The sequence below is a fragment of the bacterium genome (assembly GCA_021371935.1).
Taxonomy (GTDB): Bacteria; Armatimonadota; UBA5829; order UBA5829; family UBA5829; genus UBA5829.
Window position 1 is genome coordinate 239,250 of record JAJFVF010000012.1, and the last position, 16,703, is coordinate 255,952.

Sequence of the window (16,703 nt, forward strand, 5' to 3'; positions counted from 1 at the left end):
TTTGGCGTCAACAACCGCCCGGATAGACTTTTTGCAGGCCAAACGTATTGGATCTCAAGCTTTGCTTAGTCTATAGGCACTATCCCGCTTGAATCACTGACTTTCACAAGCCTGTGCGGCACACTCTGATTCATATAAATCGAGCTGATACCGGTCACTCGAACAAACGTATCCGTATTTGGAGGCGTCAGGCCCGGTATCGACACTCTGACGCCAGTATATCCTGAACCGTCGTCGCAGCCGGAACCATCGTCGATGTAGAAGAAACCTGTGCTCCCACCTTTGACACGTCCGACAATCGTTACCAGCAGCCCGATGTTATTCGTGCCTGCCCCGTTGAACACGCCGCATTGTCCGGCTCCCGTATACTCGTTGTAGCGCCAGTCACTGCCTCCCAGGCTTTTTGAAGTCATCGCAAAGGACCTGATATCGCAGGAACCCGCCGTAATGAGTGAATCGGCCTGAATGTATCGTTCACCGTTGGAGTCGGTGGACATCGTCCCTTCGACATTTACGCGCGACCCAGCCACAAGCCCGTGACTCGGTTTGCATACTTGAATGCCTATCGAGCGGTCGTCCGATTCGATATAGAATGAGTCATCAAACGCCGCCGATATACCGGCATTCATAATCGCGACAAGGTCCATATCAGGTGAGGCTTTGGCTTGGGCGATTGTGTCGGCGATGTATGCGACAATCTGCACGGTGTCGGTTGCGCCATAGATCGGTATTGCGCCCATCGCCATCGTGTTCATCGCTCTGGCCGTATTGCTGCCGTCATCCCACAGTCCGATGGTTGTCGAATCGCCGGGCTGCATATTGTGCATAAGAGAGATTTTCGCAAGTTTCATAGACGTAAACGACTGCACGACATTTCCCATAGACGCGCAGGCCAGATCGGCGCCGTATTGCCTTGCTCCGGCAGCATAGCTGTAGAAACCGCTGAGCCTTGCGCAGATGTCGTTATGGTAAGAGCTCAATGCGTCGCACCATACTATATCTGCGGCAGGGTTGCCGGTCGCAAGTAATATTTTCCGGTCGACCGGAAGGGCAAGCGGCCCGGAGGTGGTGGCAGTGTCGAATCCCAATGCCGCGTCGATAAACCAGGTAGGCGTTGTCGTGGCCGCCCAGACATATATATCGAACGGCTCGCCCGCCTCACACTTGATAGCGCTTATACTCGCTCCTGTGGCGTCTCCCAGCCACATCACAAGTCCACTGCTGCCGCCGTTTTGCAGGTAACCCATATTTTTGCGCACGATAGCAAGGTCTGTGACGTCGCACGAGCCGTCGCCATTGATGTCGGCATACTGGTTCGACAGCGTAGATGCCGCCCAGTCGGCCTTTACAATCTCAAAGTCCGCCAGGTTGACGGTGTCGTCTGCATTGCAGTCACCGTTCGGCAGGGAGACCAATATATCCGACATACTATTCTCAATCGTGACTCCCTTCACAGTGGTCGTTAGCCAGTGCGCAACTCCGAATGTTACGTCATATACGCCCGTAAGGAGAGTGTCGAACCTTGCATGCCCATCTTCGTCCAGTGTGACAGTATGTGTCTCAAGCACCACACCGCCGTTGGGATCGTGTATTGCAACGTCGACTTGCTTCCCATCCGGCACATGTATCCAGTCTTCGAGTGTGACTTCAATTGGAACGCTCACCGGCTGATGTATATTAAAAGTATCCTGACTCGCAGCCGTGATCGTGTAGCTGTTGGATGATATCCTCACGGCGCAGTCCGACGATTCCGGCCCGGTAACCGTCCATACATACTCACCTGTATTTTCTGCATCCGTGGACAGCGTCTCAGTCGTATCTCCGCGGTCACGTGTAAGCTCGATTGTCAGGGTGCCGTCGATGTTTGTCGTCTGCCAGGTAATTGACCGAGTCTCTCCGATTCCCCAGGTATCTCCAGCAACCGGCGACAGTATATCGATCGATCGTGTTGCTATTGCGAACTCGCCGTCTGTGACGTCACTGATGGTCGGGTCGGCAAGGGAAGTCACGCGGATCAGGCAGTACTCTGAGTCCGGCCCGCTTACCACCCAGGCTGCGCTGCCTGAGTTAGATATGCTCGCTGCAAGCGTTGACCAGTTTGCCCCTGAGTCGCGGCTGATCTCGATCTTCACATTACCCGTCGGCAGGTTCCGCGAGGTCCAGCTGATAGTAATGATCTCACCCACGGTGTACTGCGCTCCCACGGTTGGAGCAGTGACAGTGATCCCCCGGTCTGTTACGGTGAAGACGGCATTGCTGGAGTCGTAGACGGTCGGGTAGGAAAGCGACGTTATCTTGACTTTGCAGTTTGTCGATACGGGCGAGGTCACCATCCACTGATAGGAACTGGCGGCGGAAGTGCTCGCGACGATTGTCTCTAGGCTTGCGCCGCCGTCGCGGGTCAACTCGATCTTCACATTGCCGGTACAGTTCAATCTGGTCCATGAAATAGTCTGTGTAGTGCCGGTTTCCCAAATCTCGCCGCCGTTTGGTTGAGTGATTGTCAGTGAACGGGTTAAAATCTTAAATGTATTATCGCTGGTATCCGACACAGTCGGGTCGGCCAGGGAGGTTATCCTTATAAGACAGCGAGAGGACAATGGCGACGTGCATATCCACGTAGCCTGACCGTCATTTGCTGTGGATGCGGCAATAGTCTCCCATGTAGCCCCCGAGTCTCTGCTCAGTTCGATCATGACGTTGCCCGTGGGCACGTTGCAAGACTGCCAGTAAATATTCGTCGAAGCTCCTGTGAGTACGACCTCTCCCCCGTTTGGTGACAGAACGGTAATTAGACTGTCCACCAATTCGACAGCACCGGCGCTTTCACCCATCACACTCGTATACGAGTTCGAGCGGATTCTCACTTTCACGTTCTGCTCGTCAGTTCCGGCGACAGTCCACGAATAGCTGCCGTCGTTGGGTGCAGCAGACTCGATTGTTGTCGAGCTCTGGTCATCTTCATCCCAAAGTTGGATCGAGACATCACCGTCCACATTGCTCGATGTCCAGTTTATGCTCTTTGTCGTGCCGATACACCACTTCTCCCCGCCGACGGGCGATGTGACATGAATCTCTCTTTTTGCAACGGTAAAATCAGCGGCGCTCATGGCGACAACTTCGGGGTATTCATACGATCTGATCCGAATCCGGCAATGCGTCGAGTTGATATCCCCTATATGCCAGTTCCACATACATTGCGAGATCGAGAAGTTGCCGACAAGTGATTGCCAGGTGGCGCCGCTGTCGGTGCTCAGGTCGATGCCGCACAACCCCGTTATGTTAGCGGCATTCCAATATATGGGTTCGGTATCTCCGGCGAACCAAACTTCACCACCGTTGGGCGTGTCCATAAATATCCATTTGCCGGTTATTCTGAACGAAGAGTCGTTATAGTCGGTCACACTCGGATTATCGACACTTGAGACGCGTATGAAGCAGGATGTCGCAGGCGGGCCGGGAACTACGATAGTCGCCTGCCCGGAAGTCTCTCCGGTCGGAGCGCTGTCTATAAGGGTCGTCCAGGTGGCCCTGTTGTCATGACTTATCTCGATCTTGACCGGTCCCTCGAGATATGTGCCCGTCCACGCAACTGTCTGCGCGCTGCCGATCTCCAGTGTGCTTGATGACACAGGCTCGGTCAGGGTGATCGTCCTTTGCACTATTGAAATGGCACTGCGGACATCGAGTGCTTCCGGGAAATCGACCGACACTATCTTTAGGCGGCAGGCCGATGATGCCGGGCTTGTCACAGTCCAATCGTAGCTTCCCGTATCAGCGATGTTCGTGGCGATATTCGTCCAGGTCGAACCGTTGTTGCGCGAAAGTTGAATGTTAACAAGCCCCGTAAGGTTTTCGGATGTCCATGTAATGGTCTCCTGCTCACCTATACCCCATGTTTCGCCGGTTACCGGATATGTGAGGTGGATCGACGGTCCCTCGATGATAAAGCTGCTATCGCTGATATCGTAACAGGTCGGGTTGTTGATCGATGAAACCTTAATGAGACACGCAGTCGATGCAGGCGGCACAACGTCCCACGTGTAAGTGCCATCGTTGGGCGTGGAGTCTGCGATTGTCTCCCAAGTCGCACCTAGATCCCTGCTTAGCTCAAGTTTAATGTCACCGTCGACATTTGAGTAACTCCAGGTAATATCCTCAGTATCGCCGTGAATCAGGTCCTCTCCGCCGTTGGGATAAGTAAGGTCAAGCGACCTGCTTATGATTCTGAATGTGTCGTCACTGGTGTCAGCGCACGTACCGTCGCCGGATACGACTCTGATCTTCGCGTAGTTTGATACTTTGCCCGAGACTATCCAATTGTAGACCCCGGTGTTCGGGACATTGTCCGCGATTGTCGTGTAGGTGAACCCGCCGTCCCGGCTTATCATTATATCGACCACACTGCCGATATCTCCATAGCTCTCCCACATGATCGGGGCGGTCTCTCCCAGCCCCACAACTTCTCCGCCGTTGGGGCTGAGCACGTATATGTCCTTATGTGAGACTGCCAGTTGGTAAGATGTAGTTGTATCCCATTCAGCGGAACCGTATTTGTATACGGCAAGTCCGTAGATTCCAAGGGTCGGAATTGTGACATTTATATACTTGTCCCCCGGCGCACTGTTTTGCACGAGCCCACCCGGCATAGTGTCGTATTTACTGAATACTGTTCCCTGCGAGTCATACAGAGCCATGCAAAGCGCACAGTCTCCAATCAACTGATCCAGCTTGATCCCATAGTTGCCGGGCGAGAGGGATATTTGGTAAAGGTCGATAATGTTGCTTGTGTTCATCGTGTAGGGACCGTTCCACTCCACCGCAGGCCGTAAGGATATTGTATCTGCGCTTTCGTGCTCGATCCGGTAGTCGGCTGTCCCCGCATTTTCATTTATAACACCGGCAGAATATGTTCCGCTGGGCATGCGTTTTCCATTCACCAAGACGATGTCGCAGAACCCGGAGCCGGCATCCGAAGTTAAAAGAGCATTGGGGCCGAAACCGGTGGAACTACCCTGATAGTCTCCTGCTCCCCAAAGCTTGATGTTGTAGTCGCACATGCTGTCCGGGCAGAGTATCGCCACAGCAGACCACGCCGTCTGGTCTACACCGAACGTAAACCCATCGCAGTTGTAATATCTAGGGCTAGGCGCATCTCCCCATGCATCCTTGACCGGCGGCGCATAGCGCGGCATTGAACTTGTTAAGGCAATCGGACTCCATACGAACTGACGGCACTCGATGTTGTCGAACGGCGACTCCGTGGTCGATTCGTCGTTTTCCGGCACAGAGTTATCGGCATCGATCAGGATACCGTACGTATGACGCCCGCCATGAACCAAAACTGGCCCGACGTTGTTGACGCAGGAGAAAGATCCGGCTTCTAGGTCCGACACCTGCTGCCGCGCTTCTTCTTCTCCGTCTATCATCGCGACAACATCGAAAACAGGCGGGTTCAACCCGGCGTTACAAGCCACTGAGTAGTTAAGATATGTGCCTGTCGAGTTGCCGGGAAGGGTCGATGTGAGCGCGCAGGAGGTTAGCGTGGCGCCGGATGAGTTTCTCGGGACGACCGGGCCGGTCCAACCGGCAGGGCTATAACTGGTCACATTGGTGAGCGCGGCGATGGAGTATTTTGCATACTGGCCGAACCACTCGTCATCCCATGTTATTCTAAACCATCCGCCGTCTCCCGCGCCGTATGTGTATGGTTGAAAGTCCGCGGTCTCGCCCCAGTTGGTGCCCCAGCTGTTTTTTGCAATCCAGCACCTCTGTGAATCGTCCCACCCGACGATAGCCACTGCATGGCCACCTTCTAATACTCCCCAAGTGTGTTCGTATACGCCACCGGAGTAGTAATAGAAATCTGTGTAAACATCGAAACCGGTGGTCACCGGACCGTAGGTCATAATGGCGCTTTTGATCTGTTCGATTGTGGGGGTGTCGGTGTCGGCGACCCTCTGCCAGCCGAGAATCTTCGTAAGCTTGCTCTCCCAGTCGGGGCATCTATCCGAACACGGCTGATCGTCGTTGGCCGTGTAAGGAAAGCAGGAGTCAGGTGGCGCACCGTTGGCAACGAGGTAGTTGTAGACCGGAGTCGTGCTGCCGCCGCCACAGTCAAACCCTGCGCACGATACCAGAAACTGCTCGGAAAAGTCAGGACTTGCCTGCCAACCGGTGGATCCACTTTGGATTTTCATCGCCGCTTCGGAAACGGCACATGTGGCGAAGACATAGCAGCTTCCACAGCTGCCCTGATCCTGTATATGTGTGGTCCAATCGTGCCCGTCCACGTTCCGCCAGTCCCAGAACGTTGGTAATGGCTCCGAACTGCTATACGATTGCAGAGAAAGGTCTTGTGCCGCGGGAGACTCGGTGGACAGATCTTCGTCCCGTATCCACCCGCACAGTTTGTGCGATGTACGCAGCGAGGGATCTGTCTGCCGGGCGATCCATTTTGCCCCCTTATGCGCAATTGCAGCCCTGACACGTTTGAGCTTGGCGTCAGCATTGTCTGACGGTTCGGCAAATACCCCTACCGGTAACACTAATATCAAGAGAATTGCGACAGCGCATATACATAATCCACTACACAGCCGATTAAAAAAAGGCAACATAATGCTTCTCTCCCATATCAAGCTTATCAAAGGGATTATACCATGTAATGCAGGACTGAAATATCTTCCGCAAAGTCGTGCTAAGACCTCACGGGAAGCCAGCTATTATTCCACGATTGATTTTCCATCCAAAACGGCTCAAGACCTCTTTCATAAACTACGCAACCGACTTTGCAGGAATGAAGATGAAAAAGACTAAGTATGAGGTATGGAGAATTGGCAGCCCTCAACTCTATCCTGGTCGTTTTCCCGCAAGACTCACTTCGATTCTTGCCGCCGCCACTACTTCTTCCACAGGTTCTGGGGGCAGGACCCCAAGGCCCGCTGGCGGCTTTTCGAGATGCGCAACCTGACCACTCTGACTATGCTTAGAGGACAGATCGTCCATAGCGTAATCGCAAGGATTCTGAAATCTATTCAAATCGACCAAAGAGTGGATGCGAGAATGGCGCGCGAAGCCGTGACATCGCTCATCCGTGAAAAATATGCCGAATCCGCAAAGCGTCTCTGGCACATCGATAATCGTCCACCGGGCAGAAAAGCATCCAGCATAACCAGCCTGCTCGAACACTATTACTCGTTTCCCAATATGAATGAAAGAGCGCGCGAGGCTCAACAGGTGGCATGGGCATGTGTGACCAACCTCATTGAGTCCGATTTCTGGCGCGAAATAACAAGCGGTGACACGAAACAGTGGATAGAAATAGAAGAAGAGAGCTTTCCGTCGTTCGATATGGATGGTATACAAATCTACTGCACGATCGACTTCGCTCATTCAGATGGCTCGCCCACAATCATAGACTGGAAGACCGGCAGCCAGAATCCTGCAGACCGCAAACAGCTTATCCTCTACAGCCTATATGCGCAGCGTAAATGGGACTGGGAACCACTCCAGACCAGGCTTATGGCCGTATATCTATATCCCGAACTCTGTATCGATTCGTTTTCGCCTACCGAAGACGAGATCGAGAGCACAAAAAAGGAGGTCAAAGAGAGTTTTGGCCGGATGGTTGCATTGGAACCCGTATTCGGTCCCGCGGATATCGAACAGTTTCCGATGAGCGGCGGGCCGTCGGACTGCGCTTGGTGCAGGTTCCAGGGAATATGCGCAAAGGCCAAAGCTCTGAAACAGGAAAATGCCAGCTAACCAGATCAAGAATTACTACCCGGGAATCACCCACTTTATGTCCTGCTTGCATTCATTAGGCTAACTCACAGCAAAAGCGAACATCACTGAGGGTGCATCAGGCTTGAAATCATTGTCACTGGAAATCAGAAGCAGGCGCCTTCCGTCGTCAAGATCGGGCCCTATTGCAATTCCTTCTATCTTCTCGGGAAATGCCTTGCCAGGAAGGCCGAATTTGGGATCGAGCAGGTCAATATAGAGCTTCTTCCTGACGGAAGAGATGCCATCAGGAATGCCTGTTGTGGGCATGGAGGCGATGCGTGATATGTCGGTTGCTCTGGCCAAGCTGACTTCATATATCTTTTTGCACTTCGCGCGCTCTCCAGACTTGCCGTCACGCTCGATCACAAGAAAGCAATCATTACCGACCGCAGTGATTTCATTTACGCAATATGCCGGAGAATCGAGTGGATAAAGATATTCGTTGGTCTTTCCAGTATCCAAGTCGATACGCAAAATTCGGACATTCGTGCCGATGCGTTTGAAACTTTTATCCAACCCACCGTCCTGAACAAGAGGGCTTTGCATAATGCCTACGAGATATCTGAAGTCGGGAGTGATAGTTAGGCCTTCCATACCTTTGTTGGGCTGCCTGCCGACTTTGTTGAGTTTCAATTCTCGCTTTGGATCTGAGTCGGGATACTTTATATTAAACTTCTCAGGTAAACTTACCTCGCGCACAAATTTGCCCTGCAAATCAAACTCGTAAATACAAGGTCCATATTCGTCCGAGATAAAGACCGTATCATCTTTCGAGACACAAATTCCTTCAGGATCGAATCTGGGGTCGGCGTCCGTTTTGCCGATAAGGTTTCTGCCGTTTTTGTCAGTCAGCAGAAACGTCTTCACAAGGTTCAACTTGATATTCGGCTTGACGGTAATATCGAAAAACTGGAGCCTTGTTTTATATGAAGTCACACCATCGACAGGACCTCTGTCGGGCAATGCTATGTATGAATTGCCTTTGCCTGTCCAGGTGATTGCCGAGCCGAACCCGCCTAATCTGTTCGATGGTGTCCCGTCTTCCAAGAGAGTGGAATCCGTGGAAAGGTCGGAGGATGTTGCAGAGACCTCGACCTTTCCAAGATATTGAATATCCGCTTTTGCATACTGATGTGAAAAGCAGACAGCAAACAAAATAAAGAGCGAGACAGCTTTCAAATACTTCATCTTAATCATCCCCGGCTGTGGCGGTCCATGGTCCACAGTCTTTGCCAGTATCGCCGGCATTCTCGCACAGCCCACCGCTGGGTCCGCCTGGCGGGTAGCTCCAAATGGTGCTTGCGCTCTTTGGGTTCCCCGAGTAGACGGACTTCGCCCACTTTACATGTCCGTCTATATACATGATGTTGGAGCCACCGTTATGGGCATCATAGTTGAACTTGTCCCAGAGCTGATCGCCTGTCATCTCAGTATCTCTGCCCTCAAAGAGCATGAATGACTTCGATGGCCGTCCCCAGTCCGATATGTGCCAGGAGGCATGCGGGATGTGCTCGTTGATTGTGTAGCTGCACCACATCGCATAGCCGTTCTTTTCGCTGCCGCTACGGTCGATCACTTTGCCGTAGGTGAGCCCCCACTTCTTGGCAAGGCCATAGTAGAGTGAGTATATCTGCCCTGTCTTTGTCAGAGGCTGATAGACCGGTTTGGCAGGGCAGCAGAAAATGTTTTTGGAGGCGCTGCCGCTCTGATAATCTGTCGGAGTCTGAGTGCCAAGGTATGGGCGGCACGTAAACATCCAATACCATTTCCCCCAATCCTCAGCACTCACTATATAGGACCCGCATTTGCATTCACAGTGCGAAAAGGAATCGTTGTTGTCTTGAGCATACATAAGCAGCGCCATGGAAATCTGCCTCATATTGGAAGCACATGATGACCGCTGTGCAGTCTGTTTTGTAGATACAAAAACAGGAAATAGTATTGCTGCCAGGATTGCAATAACCGCAATCACGACCAGCAGTTCTATTAGTGTAAATCCTTTTCGCATAGTTACGCCTCCTCAGGTAAGCGGCAATTAATCCACAACACTGACAACAGGCCTGCGAATTGCACGGCAGATCTGATCGGTATAGCTGCCGATGCGGTCGATCGAAGAAATGCCTTCAATTGTGACATAGTCGCCTACCTGGACCAGGCTCTGAGTGAAGTTCTTGGTTAGCGCTACTCGCAATCCCGTAACAGGAGAGGCCAGAGCAGGATCTTCATCGTCCAAACCCTCATACCTTGTCGGATAGGTCTGTTCGCCGATTGTCTTGTATATCAATAGCGTGCCGTCAACAAGGTGTGACCCGTCGTCGATGTAGATAAACTCCAAATTGTCGGGGTCGTCCTTCTCGTGCATGACGGCTGTGACCGTCCCAGCCACCTTCACATATGTGCCGACGTTGTTGAGACCGACTCCATCGGGCACACCGCATTGACCTGAGTTATCGATGTCACTGTAAAACCAGTCTCTCCCGCCGACGTTCTTGTTAGTCATAAAAACAGGATTCAGAAATGTGGTATCAAACGTGCTTTGGCTGACCGAATCCGAGTATATATATTTCTCGGTGTCTCTGCTCGTGCGGGTAACGCCTGAAATGTTCACATGCCAGCCTTCGCTGATGCCGTGCTGCGGCGCGTATACCTTGATCCCGGAAAAGCCCTGCTCACCCTGGACCCAGAAATAATCGGGATGGATCCTTGTAACGATCCCGTCTTCGATGGCAACTTTACGCCATTCGGCACTCTGCTTAGTCTCAACAATGCTTGTCTGGTCATGCTGAGTCGGCGCATTTTCAGCCTTAACTCTTATCATGTCGAAACGGAGCTTATTGTAGTAAGGGTCTTCATCGTATGTTTGTCCGATTCCACTTGCCGCATAATCCGAGCCGTAAGGGTCGAAAGCGGTCACAATTTTGAAAGCAAAATTTGGATTATTGTCGACTCCCACCGCACCAGTGAGGTCGACCGTATTATTGTTGAACCACCATGCCGTGGAGATTGGATCGCTGATCTCATGCGAAAACAGAGGGTCTGCAGAAACCCAAACCACCGGACTGGCGTTTATATTGGTCGTATAGAGCAAGCGTATGTTCTTTGCAGACTGCATTTTGTGCTTGACATCGAAACTGACCTTGATGCCAGAGCAGTCTGCAGTCGAAACGCGATACTCGATTCCTGCTTGAAGATTGTCGACTCCCTGAGTGGGATAGCCTGATGTGTCGAGACCCTTGCCTTTCAAAGATGGATCGCTGCTGCTGGAGAAGTCCCAGGGCTCCTCGTCATGGAAAAAATCATCGGAATAGCCGTCACCATCCAGTACGACACCACCGATAAGATATGCCTGTGAAATTCCGTCGCCATAATCGGCATTCAGATCACGCTGGTCGTTAAAATCCCACAGCGCAATTGTCTTATCCTCGGCAACCACGGGATCGTTATAGACCTTGATCAGGTCGAGACGCCATTTTCTCGAAGCAGCGTAGACGGAGCCGTCACATGGCATATATTGACCTGCACCGGGCTGCCAGGCAGCTACAATACGAAACTTAAAACTAGCGTTATCCGATACACCCGGCATGCTCGAAAGATCGACTTCGCGGTTCAAATACCATTGATCGCCGGAATCGATCCAGGTGGGACCATCAATCCAGGTGCTGCCATCGGTAGTGTATTGAAAGAGCACGGTATTTGGGCTGGTTTCGCCGTTCTTGATGTTGTGGCGGAGATCGAATTTGACACGAATATTGCTCTGCCCGGCGGTCGATACATTAAACTGCATCCCAGCGGTCTTATTCGCCGCAGTCTGTGCAGGCCATGTGCTGACTTCAAGCGAGTAGTAGCCCGGGTCGTTCGGATCGACCTTGCCGGGATCATTTTCAAATCCATACTGCGTCCCGCCGATAAAAGACATAGTGCCGGAGCCGGTGTCGACCGTAGTGTTGCCGTCGTTGAAGTCCCAAAGGGCCAGTGTATCGGCTTGCCCCAAGGTTGGAATCATCAACGAGGCCAGTATAATGCCAAAAGCAACAATGCGATTTATCATGTTTATCCTCCAATAAAAAGTAGCCGCACGCAAAGGAGAAAACGTGCGGCTAAATAGCACCGGAATATTATTTTCTGCGTCTGGAAGTAAATCCACATATTCCGGTTAGACCGGTCAGAATTGCAAGCAGACTTGCGGGCTCTGGGACTGGAGCGCCATAGTAAGTGCCTGGGTTACCCAGATCACTCGCTGTGCTCGCCCAGGAGCCGTAGGCATCGCCCACGCTTGCAAGAGTCCATGACAAACTTGCACTTGTCAGGCCGAGGTCGCTTGACGGCATGGTGCAGCTCTTGCACTGTGTTCTGGGTCCTTTACCGGGCTGATCATCGTAAGTCAGTGAGTCGACCAGGCTGCCCGATGCATCGTAGATATTGATTGCATCGGAGCGTCCGAGGTTCGAGTTGGAATTGGGCCCATAAACTTTGACAGAAGCTGCAAGCCCCCACTGCGTTCTGAATGTGCTCGCATCGATGTCGGTGAGGATCACTGACTCGCCCGCATTGACAACTCCGAAAATGCTGCCGAACATCAAGTCGAATGGGGCTGCGTCAGAATCACTGTATGACCAGTCGGTCATGTCGATGGCTGATGTGCTCATGTTGGTGAACTCGACGAACTCACAGCCGTTTCCAGAATACATCCACTCCGTAATCTGAATTCCCTGGGCGTTTGCTGAAGCTGCAAATCCAAGCAAAACCATAATTACTGCAAATGCTCTTTTCATCCTTTTCCTCCTGTGTGTAGCTTATTACAGCGTCGAGGATATGTTACACACGCCAGCTTGCCGGCATCTTACAGTGATACTAATTTCAAAATAACTTTTTGGAATTTTTGATCTTGGAAGATATTTGCATTCAGTCAATTGTAGTGAGCTGTTGACTGTGTGATCTATTGTGCAGAAAACTCGAATAGGTCGGAACATATAGTGCCCTTGTCAACCTTGCTGCTGCTATGCTATGAGAAGTGGTTTTGAGCCTGAGGGACTATTTGACAACACAACCGTCAAATATGATTAACTGACTACTGTGTTCCAATTAAATGCGCACATTACATGTGAAACACCGGATTTTGGACTAGAATTGACCTGTGCTGAGTAAAACTAAAGTGCATGCCTGCTGGACCTCAATACCGGATTCTTTGCATCGGCTCGCCAGTGTGTCGTTTTCTGCTCCGGGGTTTAGTATCACGCGGCGGGGATGGGCTTTAATTATCTCTTCTATGAGGGGTGTGGAATTGTTTTGCCCGAGGTAGATTGTTATAGTGTCAAGTTTTTCTTCAATTGCGTCGAGCCTGGGAAAGCATCTCAATCCATCTATTGGCCTGCCTGACGGGTGAACCGGAAAGACAGCATAACCGTGATCGGCTAATAGCTTAACGGCTTTATATGAATAGCGCTCGGGTTTTGCTGAAGCGCCAAGGACTGCAACATTATATTTCATCATTTGACCTCCTGGCCGATCTATTATACCGTGATGATAAATTTCTGAAAATGGATCGGATGTTCGATTGACAGCCGCTTTATGAAGGGGTATTATGATCGACACAAGGATCAGTCTTACAGATGTTTGACAAAGGAGGTCAGCGAGTTGGGCGTGCAATATTCGGCAAGACCAAAACCCGAACGTGTTCCACCCCGCAGGCGGAGGCCGAAGCGCTCCGTTTGGAGAAAGATCGTCTGGCCGTTGGTCAAAGTAAGCGTGATCGTCGCACTTGTATTGTTCGTTGTCGGTAAGGTTACAAGGCCCTTCAGACTCTACAGCCGGGAATACCGCGAAACAAAACAGATTGCACTCCAGCTTGATGCTCTGCGTAAAGAAAACGCTGCTCTGGAACGGCAGATCAAATATCTCAAGACAGCCGAAGGCTCAGCACAGGCTGCCCGCAAACTTGGATGGGTAAAACCTGGGGAGATCACGCTCGTTCTGCCTGACTCAAACAGCAAGGATCAGCGCAAGTAGCCGATTTCAGTCACCGCACTCGGATATAGCTATCACCCATTATGCCACTGGAGTGATAAGCACAACCAAATCCGGCACCAGCCAGAGATGGATTACCAGACGCTCAGAATACACACCTATACATCAGTAGACTCAAGTATACCCTCATCCAACCAGTATCGGTTCAAGCAGACGTACAATCATTGCCTGTTTGAGCGCTCGAATTCCTCTCGCTAAAAACAAGATTGGCTTGAGCCGACGGCGGGGTAACTTTTTTGAGATATGGACAACTCAGAGAACCACTTTCGAGAAATGTATGTTAAGGCGCTGCAGGCGCTGAATGAGTCCGGCATAGACTATATGCTCGGCGGCGCATTTGCGATCTACCATTACACCAACTGGTGGCGCGATACTCATGACATAGACGTGTATATGGTCAAGGACGACGTGGCGGATGCGGCACGAGTGCTGGATAAGGCGGGTTTTGTCGACATAGGCGAACAGGCGGAAGGGGATAAGAATTGGATTTATCATACAAGCTGCGATTCGGTGATCGTGGATGTGATATGGCGCTTTGCCAACCTTGAAAACTATATATCCAGAGACTGGTTTGACAGAGCGCCGATAGGCCGGTTCCTGGGGATGGATGTCAGGTTTATTCCGTTGGAAGAGATCGTATGGATCAAGACATTTGTAATAAACCGGCATCGGTGCGACTGGCCGGATGTAATGCGCGTTTTCAAGGCTCAGTGCGGCAATCTGGACTGGGACAGGCTCCTTGAGCTGCTCGACGAGCACTGGCTGCTGCTGGCGGGCTTGATAGACGTATTCGACTGGCAGCACCCGGAATCTGTGAAATGCGTGCCTGGGCGGATCAGGAAGGAAATCGCGGAAAGACGCAGGCGGTATACTGCAAATCCTCCGTCTGGAGTCGAGCGCGAACACCTGCTAGACCCGTGGATACACTACAGGAAGGATAAATATGCGCTTTGGCGGGATGAATAACCCGATGGTCGATATAACCGAGGAGATTATCCTTATGGCCGACCTCGGCTTCGACTTCATCGACCTTACTCTGGAACCCGAGGAGACTTATTCGGCGACAATCAATGTCAAAAAAGTCACCAGGGCTCTTTCCAGAGTTGGGCTGGGTATTGTCGGGCATACGGCCTGGTATCTGCCTGTCGCTTCGCCATTTCCCGAAATCAGAAAGGTGGCAATAAAAGAGCTTGAGAGGTGCATGAAGGTCTTTAGGGACCTGGGCGCAGAGAAGATGAACGTGCATCCATATACCAGGATTCCGCTTCATGAAGAGGACTGGGTGATTGCCCAGAATATTGAGGTTCTGGCGGAACTGGTCAATTGCGGCAGTGAGATCGGAATACGACTGATGGTAGAGAATATGCCTCACTTCAGCCGTGTATCGCAGCTCAAGCCCATATTTGAAGCCGTGCCCGAAATTGAGCTGCTTCTTGATGTCGGCCATGCCAATCTGGATACTCCGCGCAACTACAGCGAGGAGCTTATCGCCCATTTCAGCGAGAGGCTGGCACATGTCCATGTTCACGACAACCGTGGCGGCAACGACGATATGCACCTGCCGCTTGGAGTTGGAAACATAAACTGGCTGCGAGTTGTGCGTGCTCTGAAGAATGCTAACTATGACGACACGATCACCATTGAGGTCTTTGGTGATGATGACGATTACCTGGTGATGAGCCGCGATAAGCTGAAATACTTGTGGGAGCATACACAAGCAGGTGAAAAGTGAGGGCTAGGCAACACTCAGTGCAGTAAGCATCTCTCCAACGTTGTGAGCCATAAACTCCACTGCGCTTATCGCACGCGGGTAATCCATGCGGGTTGGGCCGAGCACACCAATAGTGCCCGCAGTTCGCCCGCCTATGCTGTAGGTCGCCCCAACAAAGCTGCAGTCACGCATCTCATCAAGCGGATTTTCCGAGCCGATGATTACACAGACTTCCTGGTCAAGATAAACGGCTGAGAACAATTTGTAGAGAGCACTCTTCTTTTCGAGAACCGAAAGCACTGCCTCAAGCCTCTCGGCATCCTTGAACTCAGGCTGTGCTATAAAATAACTGGCACCCTCCAGATGTACATCCACTTCCTCAGACGGCTCGATCTCCTGTTTGAGAAACTGCAGCACTCTTCCCAGCAGCTTAGTCATGCCGGCATCCTCATCCACCGGTTCCATAGCCTTGGACGTCACATCATCCAATGCATGACCGGCAAGCCTTTGCGATAAGAAATTGGTCGCCTTAATGTTGTCGCACCTGTCAGAATCGATCAGTTCATGAAGCACTTTCCCATTATCGAGCACGATCACAGCAAGCATCTTGCCATGGCCGATATCTGCGACACTCACATGGCTTATAGTCGCGTCGCGCACAACCGGATGTGTGGCTACGGACGTATAGTGCGCAAGGTCCGAGAGAATCCGGCAGCTCTGCTCGATTATGATATCGACCTCCGTCCGTCGTGACTCCATTCTTTCTTTCGCTCTGGCTGCTGTTTGAGAGTTCATATGCAGCTGACCCATGAGCCGGTCGACAAAAAATCTGTAGCCGAGGTCTGAGGGAATGCGTCCGGCGGATGTGTGCGGTTGATGAAGGTAACCAAGCTCAGCCAATTCGGCAAGCTCACTGCGGATGGTGGCGGATTTGACCCCGAACTCATAACGCTGGGCAAGTTGATGCGAACCCACAGGCTCGACAGTGCGGACATAATCCGTGACCACTGCCTTGAGTATGACCTGTTTACGAAAGTCGAGAGGGGTAATCGGAAAACTTCTCATAACAAACACCGTTTGCGGCCACAACCGCACCTAAGTGGATATTATCACTCAAACGAGAAGGTGTCAATACCGCCACCAGCCTATCATCATCTATGAACTTGTTACCATACTCTTATCG

The 16,703-nt window shown here is 51.6% G+C and carries 11 protein-coding genes; 4 read left to right on the top strand and 7 right to left on the bottom strand.

Annotated features, from left to right (window positions below; genetic code table 11):
* Positions 1 to 65: 65 nt before the first annotated feature.
* Positions 66 to 6,548 (bottom strand): dockerin type I domain-containing protein, encoded by a 6,483-nt coding sequence (locus LLG46_09775; protein ID MCE5323587.1) that lies wholly within the window; start codon positions 6,546 to 6,548, stop codon positions 66 to 68.
* A gap of 277 nt (positions 6,549 to 6,825) precedes the next feature.
* On the opposite strand from LLG46_09775, the gene LLG46_09780 reads away from it, so the two are divergent.
* Complete coding sequence (locus tag LLG46_09780) at positions 6,826 to 7,764, top strand: PD-(D/E)XK nuclease family protein (protein ID MCE5323588.1); 939 nt, start codon at positions 6,826 to 6,828, stop codon at positions 7,762 to 7,764.
* A gap of 60 nt (positions 7,765 to 7,824) precedes the next feature.
* Here LLG46_09780 and LLG46_09785 read toward each other — a convergent pair whose 3' ends face one another.
* The 5 genes from LLG46_09785 to LLG46_09805 form a co-directional block, all read right to left on the bottom strand.
* Entirely contained in the window at positions 7,825 to 9,033 is a 1,209-nt protein-coding gene (locus tag LLG46_09785) for an esterase-like activity of phytase family protein (GenBank protein ID MCE5323589.1), read from the bottom strand.
* On the bottom strand, positions 8,975 to 9,793 hold the full coding sequence (locus LLG46_09790) for a prepilin-type N-terminal cleavage/methylation domain-containing protein (protein ID MCE5323590.1): 819 nt from the start codon (positions 9,791 to 9,793) through the stop codon (positions 8,975 to 8,977). Before LLG46_09790 ends, LLG46_09785 begins: the two co-directional genes overlap by 59 nt.
* Positions 9,794 to 9,820: 27 nt before the next feature.
* Positions 9,821 to 11,833, bottom strand: a complete 2,013-nt coding sequence (locus LLG46_09795) for a hypothetical protein (GenBank protein MCE5323591.1) — start codon at positions 11,831 to 11,833, stop codon at positions 9,821 to 9,823.
* 67 nt (positions 11,834 to 11,900) lie between these two features.
* The gene (locus tag LLG46_09800; GenBank protein MCE5323592.1) at positions 11,901 to 12,557 is read right to left on the bottom strand and encodes a lamin tail domain-containing protein; all 657 of its coding nucleotides are present in this window, start codon (positions 12,555 to 12,557) and stop codon (positions 11,901 to 11,903) included.
* 349 nt (positions 12,558 to 12,906) lie between these two features.
* Positions 12,907 to 13,275 (bottom strand): CoA-binding protein, encoded by a 369-nt coding sequence (locus LLG46_09805; GenBank protein ID MCE5323593.1) that lies wholly within the window; start codon positions 13,273 to 13,275, stop codon positions 12,907 to 12,909.
* 150 nt (positions 13,276 to 13,425) lie between these two features.
* Between LLG46_09805 and LLG46_09810 the strand changes: the two genes are divergently transcribed.
* From LLG46_09810 to LLG46_09820, 3 genes are all read left to right on the top strand, one after another.
* Positions 13,426 to 13,791, top strand: coding sequence for a septum formation initiator family protein (locus LLG46_09810; GenBank protein ID MCE5323594.1), 366 nt, complete (start codon positions 13,426 to 13,428; stop codon positions 13,789 to 13,791).
* 261 nt (positions 13,792 to 14,052) lie between these two features.
* On the top strand, positions 14,053 to 14,775 hold the full coding sequence (locus LLG46_09815) for a nucleotidyltransferase family protein (protein ID MCE5323595.1): 723 nt from the start codon (positions 14,053 to 14,055) through the stop codon (positions 14,773 to 14,775).
* Positions 14,753 to 15,541 carry a sugar phosphate isomerase/epimerase gene (locus LLG46_09820; GenBank protein ID MCE5323596.1) on the top strand — a complete coding sequence of 263 codons (789 nt, stop codon included), beginning with the start codon at positions 14,753 to 14,755 and terminating at the stop codon, positions 15,539 to 15,541. The genes LLG46_09815 and LLG46_09820 overlap by 23 nt, the downstream gene beginning before the upstream one ends.
* Before the next feature lie 3 nt (positions 15,542 to 15,544).
* Here the strand turns inward: LLG46_09820 and hrcA are convergent, their stop codons facing one another.
* Positions 15,545 to 16,585 (bottom strand): heat-inducible transcriptional repressor HrcA, encoded by a 1,041-nt coding sequence (gene hrcA, locus LLG46_09825; GenBank protein ID MCE5323597.1) that lies wholly within the window; start codon positions 16,583 to 16,585, stop codon positions 15,545 to 15,547.
* Positions 16,586 to 16,703 lie beyond the last annotated feature (118 nt).

Bases quoted from the DNA above. Each gene is read 5' to 3' on its own strand.
- LLG46_09790 (MCE5323590.1), bottom strand. From the start codon at position 9,793: ATGCGAAAAGGATTTACACTAATAGAACTGCTGGTCGTGATTGCGGTT.
- LLG46_09785 (MCE5323589.1), bottom strand. From the start codon at position 9,033: ATGCCGGCGATACTGGCAAAGACTGTGGACCATGGACCGCCACAGCCG.
- LLG46_09795 (MCE5323591.1), bottom strand. From the start codon at position 11,833: ATGATAAATCGCATTGTTGCTTTTGGCATTATACTGGCCTCGTTGATG.
- LLG46_09800 (MCE5323592.1), bottom strand. From the start codon at position 12,557: ATGAAAAGAGCATTTGCAGTAATTATGGTTTTGCTTGGATTTGCAGCT.
- LLG46_09780 (MCE5323588.1), top strand. From the start codon at position 6,826: ATGGAGAATTGGCAGCCCTCAACTCTATCCTGGTCGTTTTCCCGCAAG.
- LLG46_09805 (MCE5323593.1), bottom strand. From the start codon at position 13,275: ATGATGAAATATAATGTTGCAGTCCTTGGCGCTTCAGCAAAACCCGAG.
- LLG46_09815 (MCE5323595.1), top strand. From the start codon at position 14,053: ATGGACAACTCAGAGAACCACTTTCGAGAAATGTATGTTAAGGCGCTG.
- LLG46_09820 (MCE5323596.1), top strand. From the start codon at position 14,753: ATGCGCTTTGGCGGGATGAATAACCCGATGGTCGATATAACCGAGGAG.
- hrcA (MCE5323597.1), bottom strand. From the start codon at position 16,585: ATGAGAAGTTTTCCGATTACCCCTCTCGACTTTCGTAAACAGGTCATA.